Source organism: Streptomyces sp. NPDC052012 (assembly GCF_040689265.1).
In the GTDB taxonomy this organism is placed as follows: Bacteria; Actinomycetota; Actinomycetes; order Streptomycetales; family Streptomycetaceae; genus Streptomyces.
This window is the reverse complement of record NZ_JBFAXA010000003.1, coordinates 214572-230064: the sequence shown is the minus strand read 5'-3', so window position 1 is coordinate 230064 and position 15493 is coordinate 214572. Positions and strand designations below refer to the sequence as shown.

13 protein-coding genes are annotated in these 15493 nt (G+C 70.7%); 9 read left to right on the top strand and 4 right to left on the bottom strand.

Annotation, left to right across the window (positions count from 1 at the left end; translation table 11 throughout):
- Positions 1-10: 10 nt before the first annotated feature.
- Positions 11-1696, bottom strand: a complete 1686-nt coding sequence (locus AB0412_RS08195) for a ribonuclease J (protein ID WP_366401688.1) — start codon at positions 1694-1696, stop codon at positions 11-13.
- Positions 1697-2012: 316 nt separating this feature from the next.
- Here AB0412_RS08195 and AB0412_RS08190 point away from each other — a divergent pair, with 316 nt between their 5' ends.
- The 6 genes from AB0412_RS08190 to AB0412_RS08165 all read left to right on the top strand — a co-directional run bounded on the left by AB0412_RS08190 (position 2013) and on the right by AB0412_RS08165 (position 7359).
- A complete protein-coding gene (locus AB0412_RS08190; protein WP_014670069.1) occupies positions 2013-2216 on the top strand; it encodes a cold-shock protein in 204 nt (67 codons plus the stop codon).
- 379 nt (positions 2217-2595) lie between these two features.
- A complete protein-coding gene (locus tag AB0412_RS08185; protein WP_366401687.1) occupies positions 2596-3366 on the top strand; it encodes a hypothetical protein in 771 nt (256 codons plus the stop codon).
- Positions 3367-3452: 86 nt separating this feature from the next.
- Positions 3453-4097: a DUF6461 domain-containing protein gene (locus AB0412_RS08180; protein WP_366401686.1), complete on the top strand. Its 645-nt coding sequence runs from the start codon at positions 3453-3455 to the stop codon at positions 4095-4097.
- Between the two features lie 383 nt (positions 4098-4480).
- Entirely contained in the window at positions 4481-5779 is a 1299-nt protein-coding gene (gene pcaC / locus AB0412_RS08175; RefSeq protein ID WP_366401685.1) for a 4-carboxymuconolactone decarboxylase, read from the top strand.
- 73 nt (positions 5780-5852) lie between these two features.
- Positions 5853-6488: an MBL fold metallo-hydrolase gene (locus tag AB0412_RS08170; protein ID WP_366401684.1), complete on the top strand. Its 636-nt coding sequence runs from the start codon at positions 5853-5855 to the stop codon at positions 6486-6488.
- Positions 6489-6579: 91 nt separating this feature from the next.
- Positions 6580-7359 (top strand): exodeoxyribonuclease III, encoded by a 780-nt coding sequence (locus AB0412_RS08165; RefSeq protein WP_366401683.1) that lies wholly within the window; start codon positions 6580-6582, stop codon positions 7357-7359.
- Positions 7360-7473: 114 nt separating this feature from the next.
- Here the strand turns inward: AB0412_RS08165 and AB0412_RS08160 are convergent, their stop codons facing one another.
- Positions 7474-9210 carry an SGNH/GDSL hydrolase family protein gene (locus AB0412_RS08160; RefSeq protein ID WP_366401957.1) on the bottom strand — a complete coding sequence of 579 codons (1737 nt, stop codon included), beginning with the start codon at positions 9208-9210 and terminating at the stop codon, positions 7474-7476.
- A 287-nt stretch (positions 9211-9497) separates the two neighbouring features.
- On the opposite strand from AB0412_RS08160, the gene AB0412_RS08155 reads away from it, so the two are divergent.
- A complete protein-coding gene (locus AB0412_RS08155; RefSeq protein WP_366401682.1) occupies positions 9498-9905 on the top strand; it encodes a DUF6278 family protein in 408 nt (135 codons plus the stop codon).
- A 148-nt stretch (positions 9906-10053) separates the two neighbouring features.
- Positions 10054-10797, top strand: coding sequence for an amino acid ABC transporter ATP-binding protein (locus AB0412_RS08150; RefSeq protein ID WP_366401681.1), 744 nt, complete (start codon positions 10054-10056; stop codon positions 10795-10797).
- Positions 10798-10977: 180 nt separating this feature from the next.
- Here the strand turns inward: AB0412_RS08150 and AB0412_RS08145 are convergent, their stop codons facing one another.
- Positions 10978-12546, bottom strand: coding sequence for an alpha/beta fold hydrolase (locus AB0412_RS08145; protein WP_366401680.1), 1569 nt, complete (start codon positions 12544-12546; stop codon positions 10978-10980).
- A gap of 115 nt (positions 12547-12661) precedes the next feature.
- Positions 12662-13417 carry a hypothetical protein gene (locus AB0412_RS08140; protein ID WP_366401679.1) on the bottom strand — a complete coding sequence of 252 codons (756 nt, stop codon included), beginning with the start codon at positions 13415-13417 and terminating at the stop codon, positions 12662-12664.
- A 174-nt stretch (positions 13418-13591) separates the two neighbouring features.
- On the opposite strand from AB0412_RS08140, the gene ggt reads away from it, so the two are divergent.
- Positions 13592-15412 carry a gamma-glutamyltransferase gene (ggt, locus tag AB0412_RS08135; RefSeq protein WP_366401678.1) on the top strand — a complete coding sequence of 607 codons (1821 nt, stop codon included), beginning with the start codon at positions 13592-13594 and terminating at the stop codon, positions 15410-15412.
- The last annotated feature ends 81 nt before the right edge of the window (positions 15413-15493 follow it).

The window sequence follows — 15493 nt, the reverse complement described above, 5'->3', positions numbered from 1 at the left end:
CCGCTGCGGCTCAGGCGTCGATGATGACGGGGATGATGAGGGGCTTGCGACGGTGGGTGCGGAACGCCCAGTTCGCCACGGCGCGGGCGACGAGTTGTTCGAGCTGGCGCGCGTCCCCGACGCCTTCCTCGGCCGCGGCGGCCAGGGTCTTCTCGATGACGGGGATGACCGGTTCGAAGGTCGTGTCGTCGTGGACGAAGCCGCGGGCCAGGAAGTCGGGGGCCTCGGTGAGGGCGCCGGTGTCCGCGTCGACGATCGCCACCACCGTGACCACGCCTTCGGCGGCGAGGGTGAGGCGGTCCTTGAGGGACGCTTCGGTCGCGCCGCCCACCTCCATGCCGTCCACGTAGACGTTGCCGGCGGGCACCTTGCCGGTGATGGATGCGCGCCCGTCGACCAGGTCGACGACGACGCCGTCCTCGGCGATGACGACCCGTTCGGGGTCGACGCCGGTACGGATGGCGAGGTCGCCGTTGGCCCGCAGGTGGCGCCATTCGCCGTGCACGGGCATGACGTTGCGGGGTTTGACGATGTTGTAGCAGTAGACGAGTTCACCGGCGCTCGCGTGTCCGGAGACGTGCACCTTGGCGTTGCCCTTGTGGACCACGTGGGCACCCCACCGGGTCAGGCCGTTGATCACCCGGTAGATGGCGTTCTCGTTGCCGGGGATGAGGGAACTGGCGAGCAGGACGGTGTCGCCCTCGCCGATGCGGATCATGTGGTCGCGGTTGGCCATCCGTGACAGCGCGGCCATCGGCTCGCCCTGAGAGCCGGTGCACACCAGAGTGACCTTGTGGTCCGGGAGCTTCTCCAGCTCCTTCGTGCTCACCACCAGACCGGACGGGACCTTCAGGTAGCCCAGGTCACGGGCGATGCCCATGTTGCGGACCATCGACCGGCCGACGAAGGCCACCTTGCGGCCGTGCTGGTGGGCGGCGTCCAGGACCTGCTGGATTCGGTGCACATGGCTGGCGAAGCTGGAGACGATGACCCGGCGCGGCGCGGTGCGCATCACCTGCTCGATCGCCGGGTTCAGCTCGCGTTCGGAGGTGGTGAAGCCGGGGACCTCGGCGTTGGTGGAGTCGGTGAGGAACAGGTCCACGCCCTCCTCGCCGAGGCGGGCGAAGGCGCGCAGATCGGTGATGCGGTCGTCGAGAGGGAACTGGTCCATCTTGAAGTCGCCGGTGTGCAGCACCATCCCGGCCCGGGTGCGGATCGCGACCGCGAGGCTGTCGGGGATGGAGTGGTTGACCGCCACGAACTCGCAGTCGAAGGGCCCGAAGCCGCGCCGGTCGCCCTCCCGCACCCGCACCGTGCGCGGCCGGATGCCGTGTTCCTTGAGCTTGGCCTCCAGGAACGCCAGCGTCAGCTTGGAGCCGACGACGGGAATGTCGGACCGTTCGCGCAGCAGGTACGGCATGCCGCCGATGTGGTCCTCGTGGCCGTGGGTGAGGACCACGGCCACGATGTCGTCCAGCCGGTCCCGGATCGAGGTGAAGTCCGGCAGGATCACGTCCACGCCGGGCTGGGTCTCCTCGGGGAACAGCACGCCGCAGTCGACGATGAGCAGCTTGCCCGCGTGCTCGAAGACGGTCATGTTGCGGCCGATCTCACCCAGGCCGCCCAGGGCGGTGACCCGCAGCCCTCCCTCGGGAAGGGGCGGGGCGGCTTTCAGCTCGGGATGCGGATGACTCATCCCCTGACGGTACCCGGGAGCGGGACAAGGTGATCCACTGCCTGTGTGATCCACCTGTGAACCGTTCGCCTGGTGGCCGCCCCGATCGCACTGGTGTGCGCACCCCTCGATGACTCCGGGCCGCATGCCGGCGCGTTTTCGCTAGCGGCTTCGGTCATGCCGTTATAGCGTTGTAATCAGCAGTCGTGGTTCCGAAGTTCCGTTCGCCCGTGATCGCCGTCACGGGCGTTCTTGCTGTTCAGCGCCTCTCCGGACCAGGGCGATCACCTCCCGGGCGTGCAGGGTGCGCGTCCGGTTCCCCTCGAAGGAGACAGTCATGGCCAAGGGCACAGTGAAGTGGTTCAACAGCGAGAAGGGCTTCGGCTTCATCGAGCAGGAGGGCGGCGGCCCCGACGTCTTCGCCCACTACTCCAACATCGCCAGCCAGGGTTACCGCGAGCTGCAGGAGGGCCAGAAGGTCGAGTTCGACGTCACGCAGGGCCAGAAGGGCCCGCAGGCGGAGAACATCCGCCCCGCCTGAGCGCGCGCCTCGGTCAAGGGCCCGGCATCCCGGCTTCGGGACGCCGGGCCCTTCCCGTCTGCCGTGGTCAGCGGGCCCGAGCCCGATCGAACGCCACGCACCGCGGCCGGAACTCGCGTCGCCTCAGCCATGGCGGCGACCGGCAGCCGAGCGCCGCTCAGCACCGCACCGTGTTCACCCGTCTGCGCCACGCCCCGCCCACCCCGGACACACCACGAACGCCGCACCCACGACGTCCGGCGTCCCCTCGTTTCAGGGGCGTCCGTGATGCCAAGGACGCGGCGACGCCATGCGGCTTACGGCCGACGCCGGTATCCGACCCGGGAACTCTTCGCGACCGACCAGGCCGTGCCCTTCACCCTGCAAAGCCACCCGCTGCGTGGGACCGGACACGCTGGACCTGTCCACGAAGATCACTGCCTATTCGCCGGTGGCGAACCCGGCCGCCATGCGGTGGCAGGCCGGTGGTGCGCAGATCCGCTGCGACAAGATTTCCTCCACCACGCCGGGCTGCACCTTCTACAAGTACATACCGACGTGGGTGATGAACTTCGCCAAGACGCCGCCGGCCGTCGCGCACGCGTGGCTGATCCAGGCCAAGCTGCCCAACCACCCCGGCAGCGAGGCAGCCAAGAAGCCGCTGTTCTACCTGCCTGCCGCGTCAAAGAACGCGCACCACCGCGACCCGGACGACAACCGCAAGGTGATCTGCCCTGACGGATGGGCGGCCACCTACGGCAACCCGGATGCCACCACAGTTCCCGAGATCAGCGCGGGCGACAAGGCGTCGTGTGACGAGTTCGCCTACGCCTCTACTTACAATTCCGGCGGCATGCCCGCCGGCATGGGCGGCATGAACGAGGTCGACACCGGCAACGACTGCGTGCAGACCTACGCCACCCGGGTCAAACAGGGCGAATGGCACCTGTACGACGACCTACGTGCAGCTGCTCCGACGTGGAAGGAAGTGTGTGGCCGCTCGGCCATGTCGGGATGGATCAACTCCACCTCGATGGGGGGAGCGTTCAGCTCGGGCTTCTCGACCAAGTACCGGATGCTGGACAAGGACCCGTACTGGGTGGACTTCCCTCAGTTCGCGCACTGCGATGCGTCCAAGGTGACCGTGGCCTGCACGGTACCCAAGCCATGACAGGTTGCTGACCGCTGGTGGGGCACAGCACCGGGTTCTCGCTGTGCCCCACCAGCCCACGTTGTGTACGGAAGGAGCCATCGGCAATGCCCGACAGCCTCGCATGGATCGCCGACGCCTGGCACAGCCCCGACCTGAACGCCACCGACTTGTACATCACCTGCGCCCGCGGCCTCAGCTCTGAGCAACTGGCTGAACGCATGGCCGACCATGAGCCTGTCGAGATCGGGCCTGCCCTCACCATCCAGGAAGCGTCCCGCATGGTCGACCTTACGCATGTCTACTGCGTCGGCCGCATCGGCCAGAGCGGCGACTGGTCGTTCATTGTGGAGTGCGGGGGCAGTGAAGGCTGGGCCCTGGACCCGGCAGTGTCCCGCGGCGGCGCCGAGGTGCTGATCTTCGACCCACGGCCGGACGATCCGCCTTCCTTGTTCAGGTACCTCGCCGACGGTGAGGTTCAGCTGCACTTCGAGTTGGGCTTCGGCTACGACCCCGCCGGAGCCCAGCCTGACCTGCTGCGCCCGGCGCTGGAAGCGGCCGGAGTCATCCCGCCGGAAGGCTCCCTCGATGACCTGCTCGGCGCGGACGAGGAACTGTCGTCTGTCGAACAGAAGCGCCGGGTATTGCAGGTCGTCGGTGAGCATTTCGGGCTGTTGCTGCCGCGGCAGGTGATCGAGCACGGGCAGCTTCCTGCCGTGGTCACCCGCACCTCACCTCCCTCCTCCTGGTGACTGCGAGTTGCGGCGGATGCCTCGTTCGAGGGTGGAGATGGTGGCGGGCCAGACTCCGCCGTGGCTGGCTGCCCGAGCGCCCGTTGCCGCTCGGCGCGGAGTCAGTCCCGTCGAGTACTCCTCGCGCCGTCGGAGCTCGCGCCGGCTCAACCATGGCGACGACCGCAGGCCAACGCGCCCTGCACCGCATCGCGTTCACCGGCTGCGCTTCGATCCCTGCACCCAGGCGTACTACGAACGCCGTACCCAAGAGGGCAAGACCGGCGTGAGAGCATCCGATGCCTCAAGCGACATGCCGCCCGAGGGGTCTTCAACCTGGTGAAAACGGCACCTACCGATCCCCCGTGATAGGGGCAGTCGTGATGCATGAGAGGGTCTGACGCGTGAGTGAGACACCGTCGAACACCCTGCAATACCGCTTTGACGGGCCAGAAGAGGCTCCCGTCCTGATCCTGGGGCCCTCCCTGGGTACCACCTGGCACATGTGGGACCGGCAGGTCCCCGAGCTGACGAAGCAGTGGCGCGTCTTCCGGTTCGATCTGCCGGGGCACGGGGGCGCGCCCGCGTATCCGGCCGGGTCGGTCGGCGAGCTCACCGCGCGGCTGCTCGCCACCCTCGACGGGCTCGGCGTGCAGCGCTTCGGGTACGCCGGATGCGCGCTCGGCGGGGCGATCGGGACCGAGCTGGCGCTGCGGCACCCCGAGCGCCTCGCGTCCCTCGCGCTGATCGCCGCCTCACCCCGCTTCGGCACCGCAGACGAGTTCCGCCAGCGCGGAGTGATCGTACGGACCAACGGACTCGACCCGATCGCCCGCACCGCTCCCGACCGCTGGTTCACCGGCGGGTTCGCCGCCGCGCAGCCCGCGATCACCGAGTGGGCCGTGCAGATGGTGCGCACCACCGACCCCGGCTGCTACATCGCCGCGTGCGAGGCGCTCGCCTCCTTCGACGTGCGCGCCGAACTCGGCCGGGTCGGCGTACCGACCCTCGTGCTGGTCGGCTCGGAGGACCAGGTCACCGGTCCGGCCGAGGCCCGCCACCTGGTCGCCGGCATCCCGGACGCCCGGCTCGCCGTCGTGCCCGGCGCCTCCCACCTGGTGCCCGTGGAACAGCCCGCCGCCGTCACCGACCTGCTGGTGCGGCACTTCTCCACCGCCTGGCAGCCCGCCCTCGAGTACGGCACCGGCCAGACCGCCCTCCCGGCCGCCGCCGTCAAGCCCGCTCTGTCCGCCGTGCCGCCGCAGCCCGCGCCCGTCGCCGAGATCGCCCCGGCCGCCCCGGTGCCGCAGGCCCAGGGCCGGCCCGACCCGTACGACGCCGGTATCAAGGTCCGCCGGGAGGTGCTGGGCGACGCCCACGTCGACCGCGTTCTCGCCCAGGCTGACGACTTCTCGTCCGACTTCCAGGAACTCGTCACCCGCTACGCCTGGGGCGAGATCTGGGACCGGCCCGGCCTCGACCGGCGCTCCCGCAGCTGCGTCACGCTCAGCGCCCTGGTCGCAGGCGGCCACCTGGACGACCTCGCCGTCCACGTCCGGGCCGCCCTCCGCAACGGCCTCACTCCCACGGAGATCAAGGAGGTCCTGCTCCAGGCGGCCGTCTACTGCGGCATCCCGGCGGCGAACAGCGCGTTCCGCATCGCCCAGCAGGTCATCCGCGAGGAGACGACCCCGCAGGAGTAGCCGCCGTGGGCCCACGCGCGCCCCGCCCGCCCCTTCGCGCGGTGATCCCGTACGCGGATGCAGGATGGAGCCCATGAAGCTCACGAAGAAGTCGCACTCCTGTGTTCGGTTGGAGAAGGACGGCCGGGTCCTCGTGCTCGACCCCGGAGGGTTCAGCGAGGAGGACGCCACCCAGGGCGCGGAGGCGATCCTGGTCACGCACGAGCATCCCGATCACTTCGACGAGGGGCGGCTGCGGGCCGCGCTCGAGGCCGGCCCCGGCGTCGAGGTCTGGACGCTGAGGTCCGTCGCGGACCAGCTCGCCCCGGCGTTCCCGGGCCGGGTCCACACCGTCGGCCACGGCGACACCTTCACCGCCGCGGGCTTCGACGTCCAGGTCCACGGCGAACTGCACGCCGTGATCCACCCGGACATCCCGCGCGTCACCAATGTCGGCTACCTCGTCGACGGCGGCGCGCTCTTCCACCCCGGCGACGCCCTCACCGTCCCCGACCAGCCGGTCGAGACGCTGATGCTGCCCGTGATGGCCCCCTGGAGCAAGATCTGGGAGGTCATCGACTACGTACGCGAGGTCCGCCCGCAGCGCGCCTACGACATCCACGACGCCCTGCTCACCGACCTGGCCCGCCCGATCTACGACCGGCAGATCGGCGCCCTGGGCGGCGCGGAGCACCTGCGGCTGGCCCCCGGGGCGTCGGCCGAGCTCTGAGAGTCCGCACGAGATCTGAGAATCCGCACGTCGGGGGCGTCCGGTGGGCGGTGGTCGAGCGTTGTCAGACCCTCCGGGTAGGTTGTGGGACATGCGCATCGCGACCTGGAACGTGAACTCGATCACCGCCCGCCTGCCGAGGCTGCTCGCCTGGCTGGAGAGCAGCGGCACGGACGTCCTGTGCCTCCAGGAGGCCAAGGTCGCCGAGGACCAGTTCCCGACGGAGCAACTGCGCGAACTGGGCTACGAGTCGGCGGTCCACGCCACCGGCCGGTGGAACGGGGTTGCGGTGCTCTCCCGCGTCGGTATCGAGGACGTCGTCAAGGGCCTGCCCGGCGACCCCGGTTACGACGGCTCGGTGGAGCCCCGCGCCATCGCCGCGACCTGCGGCCCCGTCCGCGTCTGGTCGGTCTACGTGCCCAACGGCCGTGAGGTCGACCACCCCCACTACGCGTACAAGCTCCAGTGGATCGAGGCCCTGAAGGCCGCCGTCGCCGGCGACGCGGGAGGCAGCCGCCCGTTCGCGGTACTGGGCGACTACAACATCGCGCCGACGGACGACGACGTGTACGACCGGGCGGCCTTCGAGGGGTCCACCCATGTCACCCCCGCAGAGCGTGCCGCCCTCGCCTCCCTGCGCGAGTCCGGCCTGTCCGACATCGTCCCGCGCCCGCTGAAGTACGAACACCCCTTCACGTACTGGGACTACCGCCAGCTCTGCTTCCCGAAGAACCGCGGCATGCGCATCGACCTGGTGTACGGCAACGAGCCGTTCGCCAAGGCGGTCACCGACTCCTACGTCGACCGCGAGGAGCGCAAGGGCAAGGGCGCCTCGGACCACGCGCCGGTGGTCGTGGACCTGGACGTGTAGCGGTGCGGGACTGGACGTCCGGGCAGTGGTCGACCTGGAGGCCCGGGTGATGGCGGACCGGGACGGGTAGGCGGTGGCCGGCCCGGACGTGCAGCCGGGTCCGGTCCGGGTCCGCTACGGCCTGCCCGTCAGCGCCCGTAGGTCCACCGACTCGGCCAGCGCCGCATGCCCCGCGTCGCCCGGGTGCAGATGGTCCCCGCTGTCGTACGCGGGCAGCATCCGGGCGGGGCGCTCCGGGTCCCGCAGCACCGCGTCGAAGTCCAGCACGCCGTCGAAGGCGCCCGAGGAGCGGATCCACGCGTTCACCGCGCCCCGTTCCGTGTCGACGGCGGCCGTGCAGCGGGACTCGCCCTCGCAGGGCAGGAGGGTCGCCCCCAGCATCCGCAGACCCCGCTCCCGGCCGCGCGCCGCGATCTCCCGCAGTCCGGCGATGACCCGCTCCGCCGACGCACCCCAGCGCAGATCGTTGACGCCCTCGAACACCACCGCCGCCCGGACCGACGTCTGGGCGAGGACATCCCGGTCGAAGCGGTGCAGGGCGCTCACCCCGGCCGTGTCCGTGGACACCCCGTCACCGGGATACCGGTCGGAGGCCACACGGTTGCCCGAGATCCCATGGTTGAGCACCCCATGGGGCGGAACCCCGTACCGGGCGCGCAGCCGGGTGGCCAGCACGTCCGGCCAGCGCCGGTTCGCGTCCGGAGTGGAACCCACCCCGTCGGTGATCGAGTTCCCGAGCACCACCACCGACCCGGGCCCGCCCGTCACGTCCACCCCCGTCAGCAGCGGCCAGCCGGTCAGGTCGGCCGTGTACGCGGCGGGGGAGCGGTCCGCCGTGTGGTCGCCCGGCGCGCTCAGATACGACCGCTGCATCGCCCGCCCGTGCACGGGAGCCGCCCGCACCGTCCCCGGCAGATGGAAACTCACCAGCAGATCGGCGCCCGCCGGCACCGCGAAGCCCAGCGGATCGCTGTACGCCTGTGCCCCGGCCGGCACGACCACCCCCGGCCGGCCGCCGAACGCCAGCCGCACCGGCTCGTCCCGCGCCCCGGCCCCCGCCGCGCGCACCGCCACCGTCGCCCCGCCGATGCGCACCGGCCCGGACGCGAAGGTGTTGTCGAACCTCAGCCGCACCCGCGGTCCACCGACCGAGGTGTGCACCACCAGCCGCAGCGTCCGGTCCGACCACGGACCCACCGCCGGGTGGCCCGACGTCGACGCGGCCCAACTGCCGGTCCAGCCCCGCGACATGTCCCGTACCGACAGCGCGAACACATGCAGGCCGGCCGCCCGCGGCAGCTGCACCGACGCCACCGCGCGTCCGAGCGGCAGGGGCACCGTCCGCACGTAAAGCCGGGCCCGCTGGGTGAGTTGACCGGCGGGCGTGTTGACGTGCGGCAGGGCGACGGCCTTGGTGGCGAGAGGGCCGGTGCGCCAGTCGGGCGCCAGGAGCCGGTACGTGCTTCGGGTGCCGTCCGTGTACGTGATCGTTCCCTGCCCGCCCACGTCCCGCCCCGCCGTGCCCGCCACCAGGAAGGCGAGGGCGTCCCCCGGGCCGCCGCCCACGCGCACCTCCTGACCGGCCGCGCGCGCGTTGTCCGGCTCGCCCGGCCGCGAGAGCGGCCAGGTCAGGCGGGCGCCCTGCACGGTGAGCTCCCGGCCCGGTGTCCAGCCCGCCGCGGTGAGATCCCGCGCCGACAGGGAAGCGCCGAAGCCGTCGAAGTCGGCCTCGCCCGGCCGTGCGTCCTCACTGACGGCAACGTTGTCGAACAGCAGCTCGAGGGGGAGGGGAGCCTGCCCGGACGCGGCCCGCACGACCGCCGACGGCACCAGCCATCCGCACGCGGCCACCAGGACCACGGCCTTCCGCACCCCTCGGCGCACACCGGCTCCTCCCGTCCATCGACCGGCCGTCCACCGCCACGCCGCCACGAGCACCGGCACGGTGTGCGTAGCGCGACGCACCACGCAACCCTCGACTCACGACCCACGACTCACGACCCACGAGAAGCTAGGGAGACGGCACCGGCGGGTCAACGCGCCATGCGCGGACAGGAGGTGAACCGTCCCGGAAGCCGCCCGGCCGGGGGCCCGCGCGCCTGTGGTGCAGAGGGCGGTACGAATGACAGGCTGGAGGTATGAACATCCCTTTCCTGGGCCACCGGCGCCGGAAGGCGGGGCTTCCCGATCCCGAGGGCATCGCGGAACTCCTCGCCGAGTGCGAACTGCTGCGCTCCCAGGCGTCCCGGGCGGGCGTCCGGCTGGACGACTCCCCCGCCTCCCTGGAGGCGCTGGACCAGCTGGTACCGGGCTGGCGGGACGACGAGGAGACCCTGACCTGGCTCGGCAACGACGCCGGGCTGTATCTCGGCACCGTCATCGTGCGCACCGTGCCCGGCGCCGCCTGGGAGATCCGGTCCGACGGCCAGCCGGTCGTCCGGCTCGCCTCCGGCCGGGAGTTCGACGTCGTGGACTCGGGTCACGAATGGGCCGCCAGCGGCGTCCCCGAACTGTCGCAGCTGTACGCCGAGGTCGCGGAGGCGTGAGACACGGATCCACACCTCCCATGACAACCGGAGTAAATGCGGCGTAAATACGGCTTATGACCGAAAAGTGCGTGTCGCACCGTCCTCGCGATCTTGCCTGGATACGTTGCGGCAACCACCACACGGCTGAGGATGAGTAGGGGTGGTTATGGCCGTCGATCCGCTGATCGAACTGCGTGACGTCAACAAGTACTTCGGTGACCTGCATGTTCTGCAGGGCATCGACCTCACCGTGGGCAGGGGGGAGGTGGTCGTGGTCATCGGCCCGTCCGGGTCGGGCAAGTCGACCCTGTGCCGCGCGATCAACCGGCTGGAGACCATCCATTCCGGCACCATCCTGGTGGACGGACAGCCGCTGCCGGACGAGGGCAAGGCGCTGGCCCGGCTGCGCGCCGATGTGGGCATGGTCTTCCAGTCGTTCAATCTCTTCGCCCACAAGACCGTGCTGCAGAACGTCTCCCTCGGGCAGGTCAAGGTCCGCGGTCGCAAGAAGGAGGACGCCGACCGGCGTTCGCACGAACTCCTCGACCGGGTCGGGGTCGCCAACCAGGCGGACAAGTACCCGGCGCAGCTCTCGGGCGGTCAGCAGCAGCGCGTGGCGATCGCGCGGGCCCTGGCGATGGAACCCAAGGTGATGCTCTTCGACGAGCCGACCTCGGCGCTGGACCCCGAGATGATCAACGAGGTGCTGGAGGTCATGCGGCAACTGGCCGCCGAGGGGATGACCATGATCGTCGTCACCCACGAGATGGGCTTCGCCCGCTCGGCCGCCAACCGGGTCGTCTTCATGGCCGACGGCCGCATCGTCGAGGACCGCACACCCGACGAGTTCTTCACCCACCCGGAGAGCGACCGGGCCAAGGACTTCCTCTCCAAGATCCTCAAGCACTGAACGGCGTGACGCCGGCCCACCCGTCCCTCCGTTCCTCGACTACGATGAGCCCTTCACTCCGGTGGGACAGGGCACTTCGCGGCAGGAGCGGGGACGCCGCCACCGGGAGGGGCCCACCGCCCCCACACCCGCGGGGGCGGCGGACCACATCGGCCAGTCCCGTCCGGCGGCAGCCGGAGATCACTGCTCGCGCAGCGGAACCGACACGTACGACGGGTCGTTCGGCGGCGAGGAGAAGGTCAGCTGCGCGCCGGACGGGTTGTGCTCGATGTAGAGCGGGTCCACCGTGTCGACGACCAGGGCGAGCCGGTGCCCGGCCGGCACGTCGTAGGCCGTGGAGAACAGCTCCAGGTCGACGCCGAACGGCTTGCCGGGCGTACGCCCGTGGAAGGTGTACGGCGCGTTGCTGACCAGCTTGCCGAGGCCGAGCGGCCCCACGTCGTACAGATAGGCGACGAGGGTGCCGCTCTCCTCGGTCGGGGTGACGGTGGTGTGCAGTCTCGCCGCACCCCGTACGTGCTGAGCCGTGGCGTACCGCTCCGACTGCCACACCGCCGCCCAACGCCGGGGCAGCAGCGGTACGTACGCCATCGGCGGTACCTGGGCCACCTGGTCGAGGATGCTGGAGAGGAAGACGACACCGCCGTCCGCGCCGGAGTTGACGTTCGCGCGGATCGTGGTCGACCCCGCGAGGTCGATCTTGCGGCTGGTCGCGGCCACCGACTTCCAGTCGGGGTACGTCTCGTAGCCGCCCGAGGAGCGGGGCTTGAGACGGACGGGCTGCTCGCGGTCGACGCCGTTGGCGACGCCCCGCAGATGGTGGTCGAACCAGCGACGGGTGTCGCTCCACACGTCGTTGGGCAGCCCGAGCAGACCGGTGATCTCCGGGGTGGCGTGGTCGCCCGGGCGCATCTGCAGCCGCTTGGGGCCGGTGAGCTTCTCGTAGAAGGCGGTGTACTGGTTGGGCGGGAAGACCGTGTCGCCCCAGGCGTTCGCGAGCATCACCGCGGTGCCGTTGCGGTTGAGCCGGTCCGTGTACGTACCAGGGGAACGTTTCTTCCCCCACGCGATGATCTCTTGCTCGCGCGACAGGTCGGAGGCGTAGAGGTCGGCGAAGATCGATCTCACTTCGGCGCTCTGCCGGCCGGTGACCCTGCCCGCGCCGTCGAGCACGGCGGCGGCCTGGACGGACTGGGTGCGCTCGGAGTAGATCGAGCCGATCAGGTCGGCCCAGCCGCTCAATGCGGCCACGACCTTGATCCGCTCGTCGTGTGCGGCGGCCAGCAGGCTGATCCCGGCGCCGTAGGAGACGCCGGCCATGCCGATGTGCCGCGCGTCGGCAGGGGTGTGGGCGAGCGCCCAGTCGATCACGCGTGAGGCGTCGGCCGTGTCGCGGGGGCCGGCGACCTCGATCTCGCCGCCGGACTGCCAGAAGCCGCGCACGTTGTAGGTGACCACGACGTAACCGGAGTCGGCGAGTTGCCGGGCCTGGGCGAGATACTCGATCTGCGGCAGTCCCCAGCTGGTGGGGAGCACGATCAGCGGGTAGCGGCTCGTGCCGTCGGCGCCCGCCGGGGTGATGACGTTGGCCTTGAGGACCGTGCCGCCGTCCCCCGTGATGTCGACGAAGCGGACGGGGTCCGGCGCGGCCTGGGCGGTGGGGGCGAGTCCGAGGGCGCTTCCGGCGATCAGGGTCGCCGACACGGCGCCCACGGCGGTCGTGCGCAGGGCCTTGCGGTGGGGTCCCACGGTCACTCCTCACTCGTGTCAGTGCAAAGTGACCAGACAGTAACCTTTCCTCTTTACTTGGAGTAACCCGTCGGTAAGTTACGTGCCAGTAACGATCGTTGGGGTGGAGCGGACGTCAGGATTCCTGATGTGCCTTGCGGGGCGTGGGAGTCGGCAGCGGCGTCTGCGCCGACTTGGTCACGTCCCCGACCAGCTCCACCACATCCGGGCCGTACGCCTGGGAGTTGACCACCTTCAGCAGCAGCACGAACGAGCGCGAACCGTACTTGCGGGCCAGCCGCTCGTGATGGCGGGCGAGATACCGGGTGGCGGCCTGATTGGTGATCGCCCGCTGCCCGCAGAACAGGAACACCGGCCGCGCCTCGTGCCGGTCGCCGGCCGTGAGACGGGCCAGCATGACGTACTCCGTGACGCCCGGGTCCATGCGGTAGCGCTCGCCGCCGATCTGGAAGGCGCCACGGTCCGGTCCCGGCTCCGGGTCCACGTTGACCCGCACCCCCGGCAGCATCGCCGCCATGTGGGCGACCATCCTCCGGTTCGACCCGGGACCGCCCACGCAGAACTCCGTGCGCTCACCGAACCCTTGGTGCACCGCGTCCTGCGTCACCACCTGCACATGCGCCCCGCAGTCCTTGATCAGCGCCGAGAGCTCCAGCAGCGCGAACACGTCGAAGCGGTGCACCGCCGGCTCCGCCGTGGCCGGATCGCGGTTGACGACGAGCAGCGACTCGGAGTTCTCCGGCAGCCCGAAGAAGGCCTGCTTGCGGCGGAGCTTCCGGTTCCACAGATACGTACGGGCGATCCAGCCCAGCGCGGCACTGATGCCGGCGGCCACCACACCCAGAACGATGTTGCGCACGTCGTCAGTCATGGGCGCGCATGGTAGCGGGCCCACGCAAACTCGCGTTCGACGCGTACGCGAAAAGATGCCGTCGGGATCCGCGAAGAGTTTCCCGCCGATGGTCCGCGGCACGCCCGTCGGCGTTCCTGACGGGGGCATGGCGATGAACTAAGCTGCGCGGACGGCCCTTCACTGGAGGTGCGGATGCTGCGGTCGCGTCGTTCTGTCGCACGGAAACTGGCGGTCCTGGCGGTCTCGGCGGCCGTCGTGTCGGTCGGGGCGGCGGCGCCGCCCGGCGAGCACGGCGGCGACTCGGACAGGCGAACTCCCAAGACTCCCGTGGCCGTCGGCTACGGCGGCGCGGTCTCCAGCGTCGACCCCGACGCCTCCGCCGCCGGCATCGAGATCCTGCGCAAGGGCGGCAACGCGGTCGACGCGGCCGTCGCCACCGCCGCCGCGCTCGGCGTCACCGAGCCCTACTCCGCCGGCATCGGCGGAGGCGGCTACTTCGTCTACTACGACGCCCGGTCCCGCACCGTGCACACCCTCGACGGCCGCGAGACCGCGCCGCTCACCGTCGACTCCGGGCTGTTCCTGGAGAACGGCAAGCCGATCCCCTTCGCCGAGGCCGTCAGCAGCGGCCTCGGCGTCGGCACCCCGGGCACGCCCGCCACCTGGCAGCGGGCGCTGGACAAGTGGGGCAGCGACCGGCTCGGGACGGTCCTGAAACCCGCCGAACGGCTCGCCCGGCAGGGCTTCACCGTCGACGAGACCTTCCGCGCGCAGACCGCCGCCAACGAGACCCGCTTCCGGTACTTCCCCGACACCGCCGAGCTGTTCCTGCCCGGCGGCCGGCTCCCGGTGGTCGGCTCCACCTTCAAGAACCCCGATCTCGCCCGCACTTACGCCGAGTTGCGGCGCAAGGGCGTCGACGCGCTGTACCGGGGCGACATCGGCCGGGACATCGTCACCACCGTCAACAAGCCGCCCGTGGACCCGGCTTCCGGCTGGAACGCCCGCCCCGGCGACCTGTCCGCACGGGACCTCACCGCCTACCGCGTCAAGGCCCAGCCGCCGACCAAGACCTCCTACCGGGGCCTCGACGTCTACTCCATCGCGCCGTCCTCGTCGGGGGGCACGACGGTGGGCGAGGCCCTCAACATCCTGGAGCGGACCGATCTGTCGAAGGCGAGCGACGTCCGGTACCTGCACCGCTTCATCGAGGCGAGCCGTATCGCGTTCGCCGACCGGGGGCGCTGGGTCGGCGACCCCGCCTTCGAGGACGTGCCGACCAAGGAGCTGCTCTCACAGCGGTACGCCGACTCCCGTGAGTGCCTGATCAAGGACGACGCGGTCCTCACCAGCCCGCTCGCACCCGGCGACCCGCGCGACCCCAGGCCGTGCGCGACCGGCGGCACGCCCGCCCCGACGACGTACGAGGGCGAGAACACCACCCATCTGACGACCGCCGACCGGTGGGGCAACGTCGTCGCCTACACCCTCACCATCGAGCAGACCGGCGGCAGCGGCATCACCGTTCCCGGGCGCGGGTTCCTGCTCAACAACGAGCTGACGGACTTCTCCTTCGCGCCGGCGAATCCTGCGGTGCATGATCCGAATCTGCCGGGTCCTGGGAAGCGGCCGAGGTCTTCCATCTCGCCGACGATCGTTCTTGACGGGCAGGGGAAGCCGGTGGTGGCGCTGGGGTCGCCCGGGGGATCGACGATCATCACCACCGTGTTGCAGACGCTCACCGGGTTCCTGGATCGGGGGCTGCCGTTGGTCGAGGCGATTGCCGCGCCTCGGGCGAGCCAACGTAACGCCGCGCAGACGGAGCTGGAGCCTGGGCTGTACGGGAGTGAGGTGCGCGGGCAGTTGGAGGCCATTGGGCACAGCTTCAAGGTGAACCCGGAGATCGGGGCGACTACGGGCGTGCAGCGGCTGCCGGGTGGTAAGTGGCTGGCGGCTGCGGAGAAGGTACGTAGGGGCGGTGGGTCGGCGATGGTCGTGCATCCGGTGGGGTGAGCGATCTGTTGTCGGGCGGGTGCGGCGCCGTTGGGGCTGGTCGCGCCCACGCGGCGGAGCCGCAAGTCGATACAGCCCCGC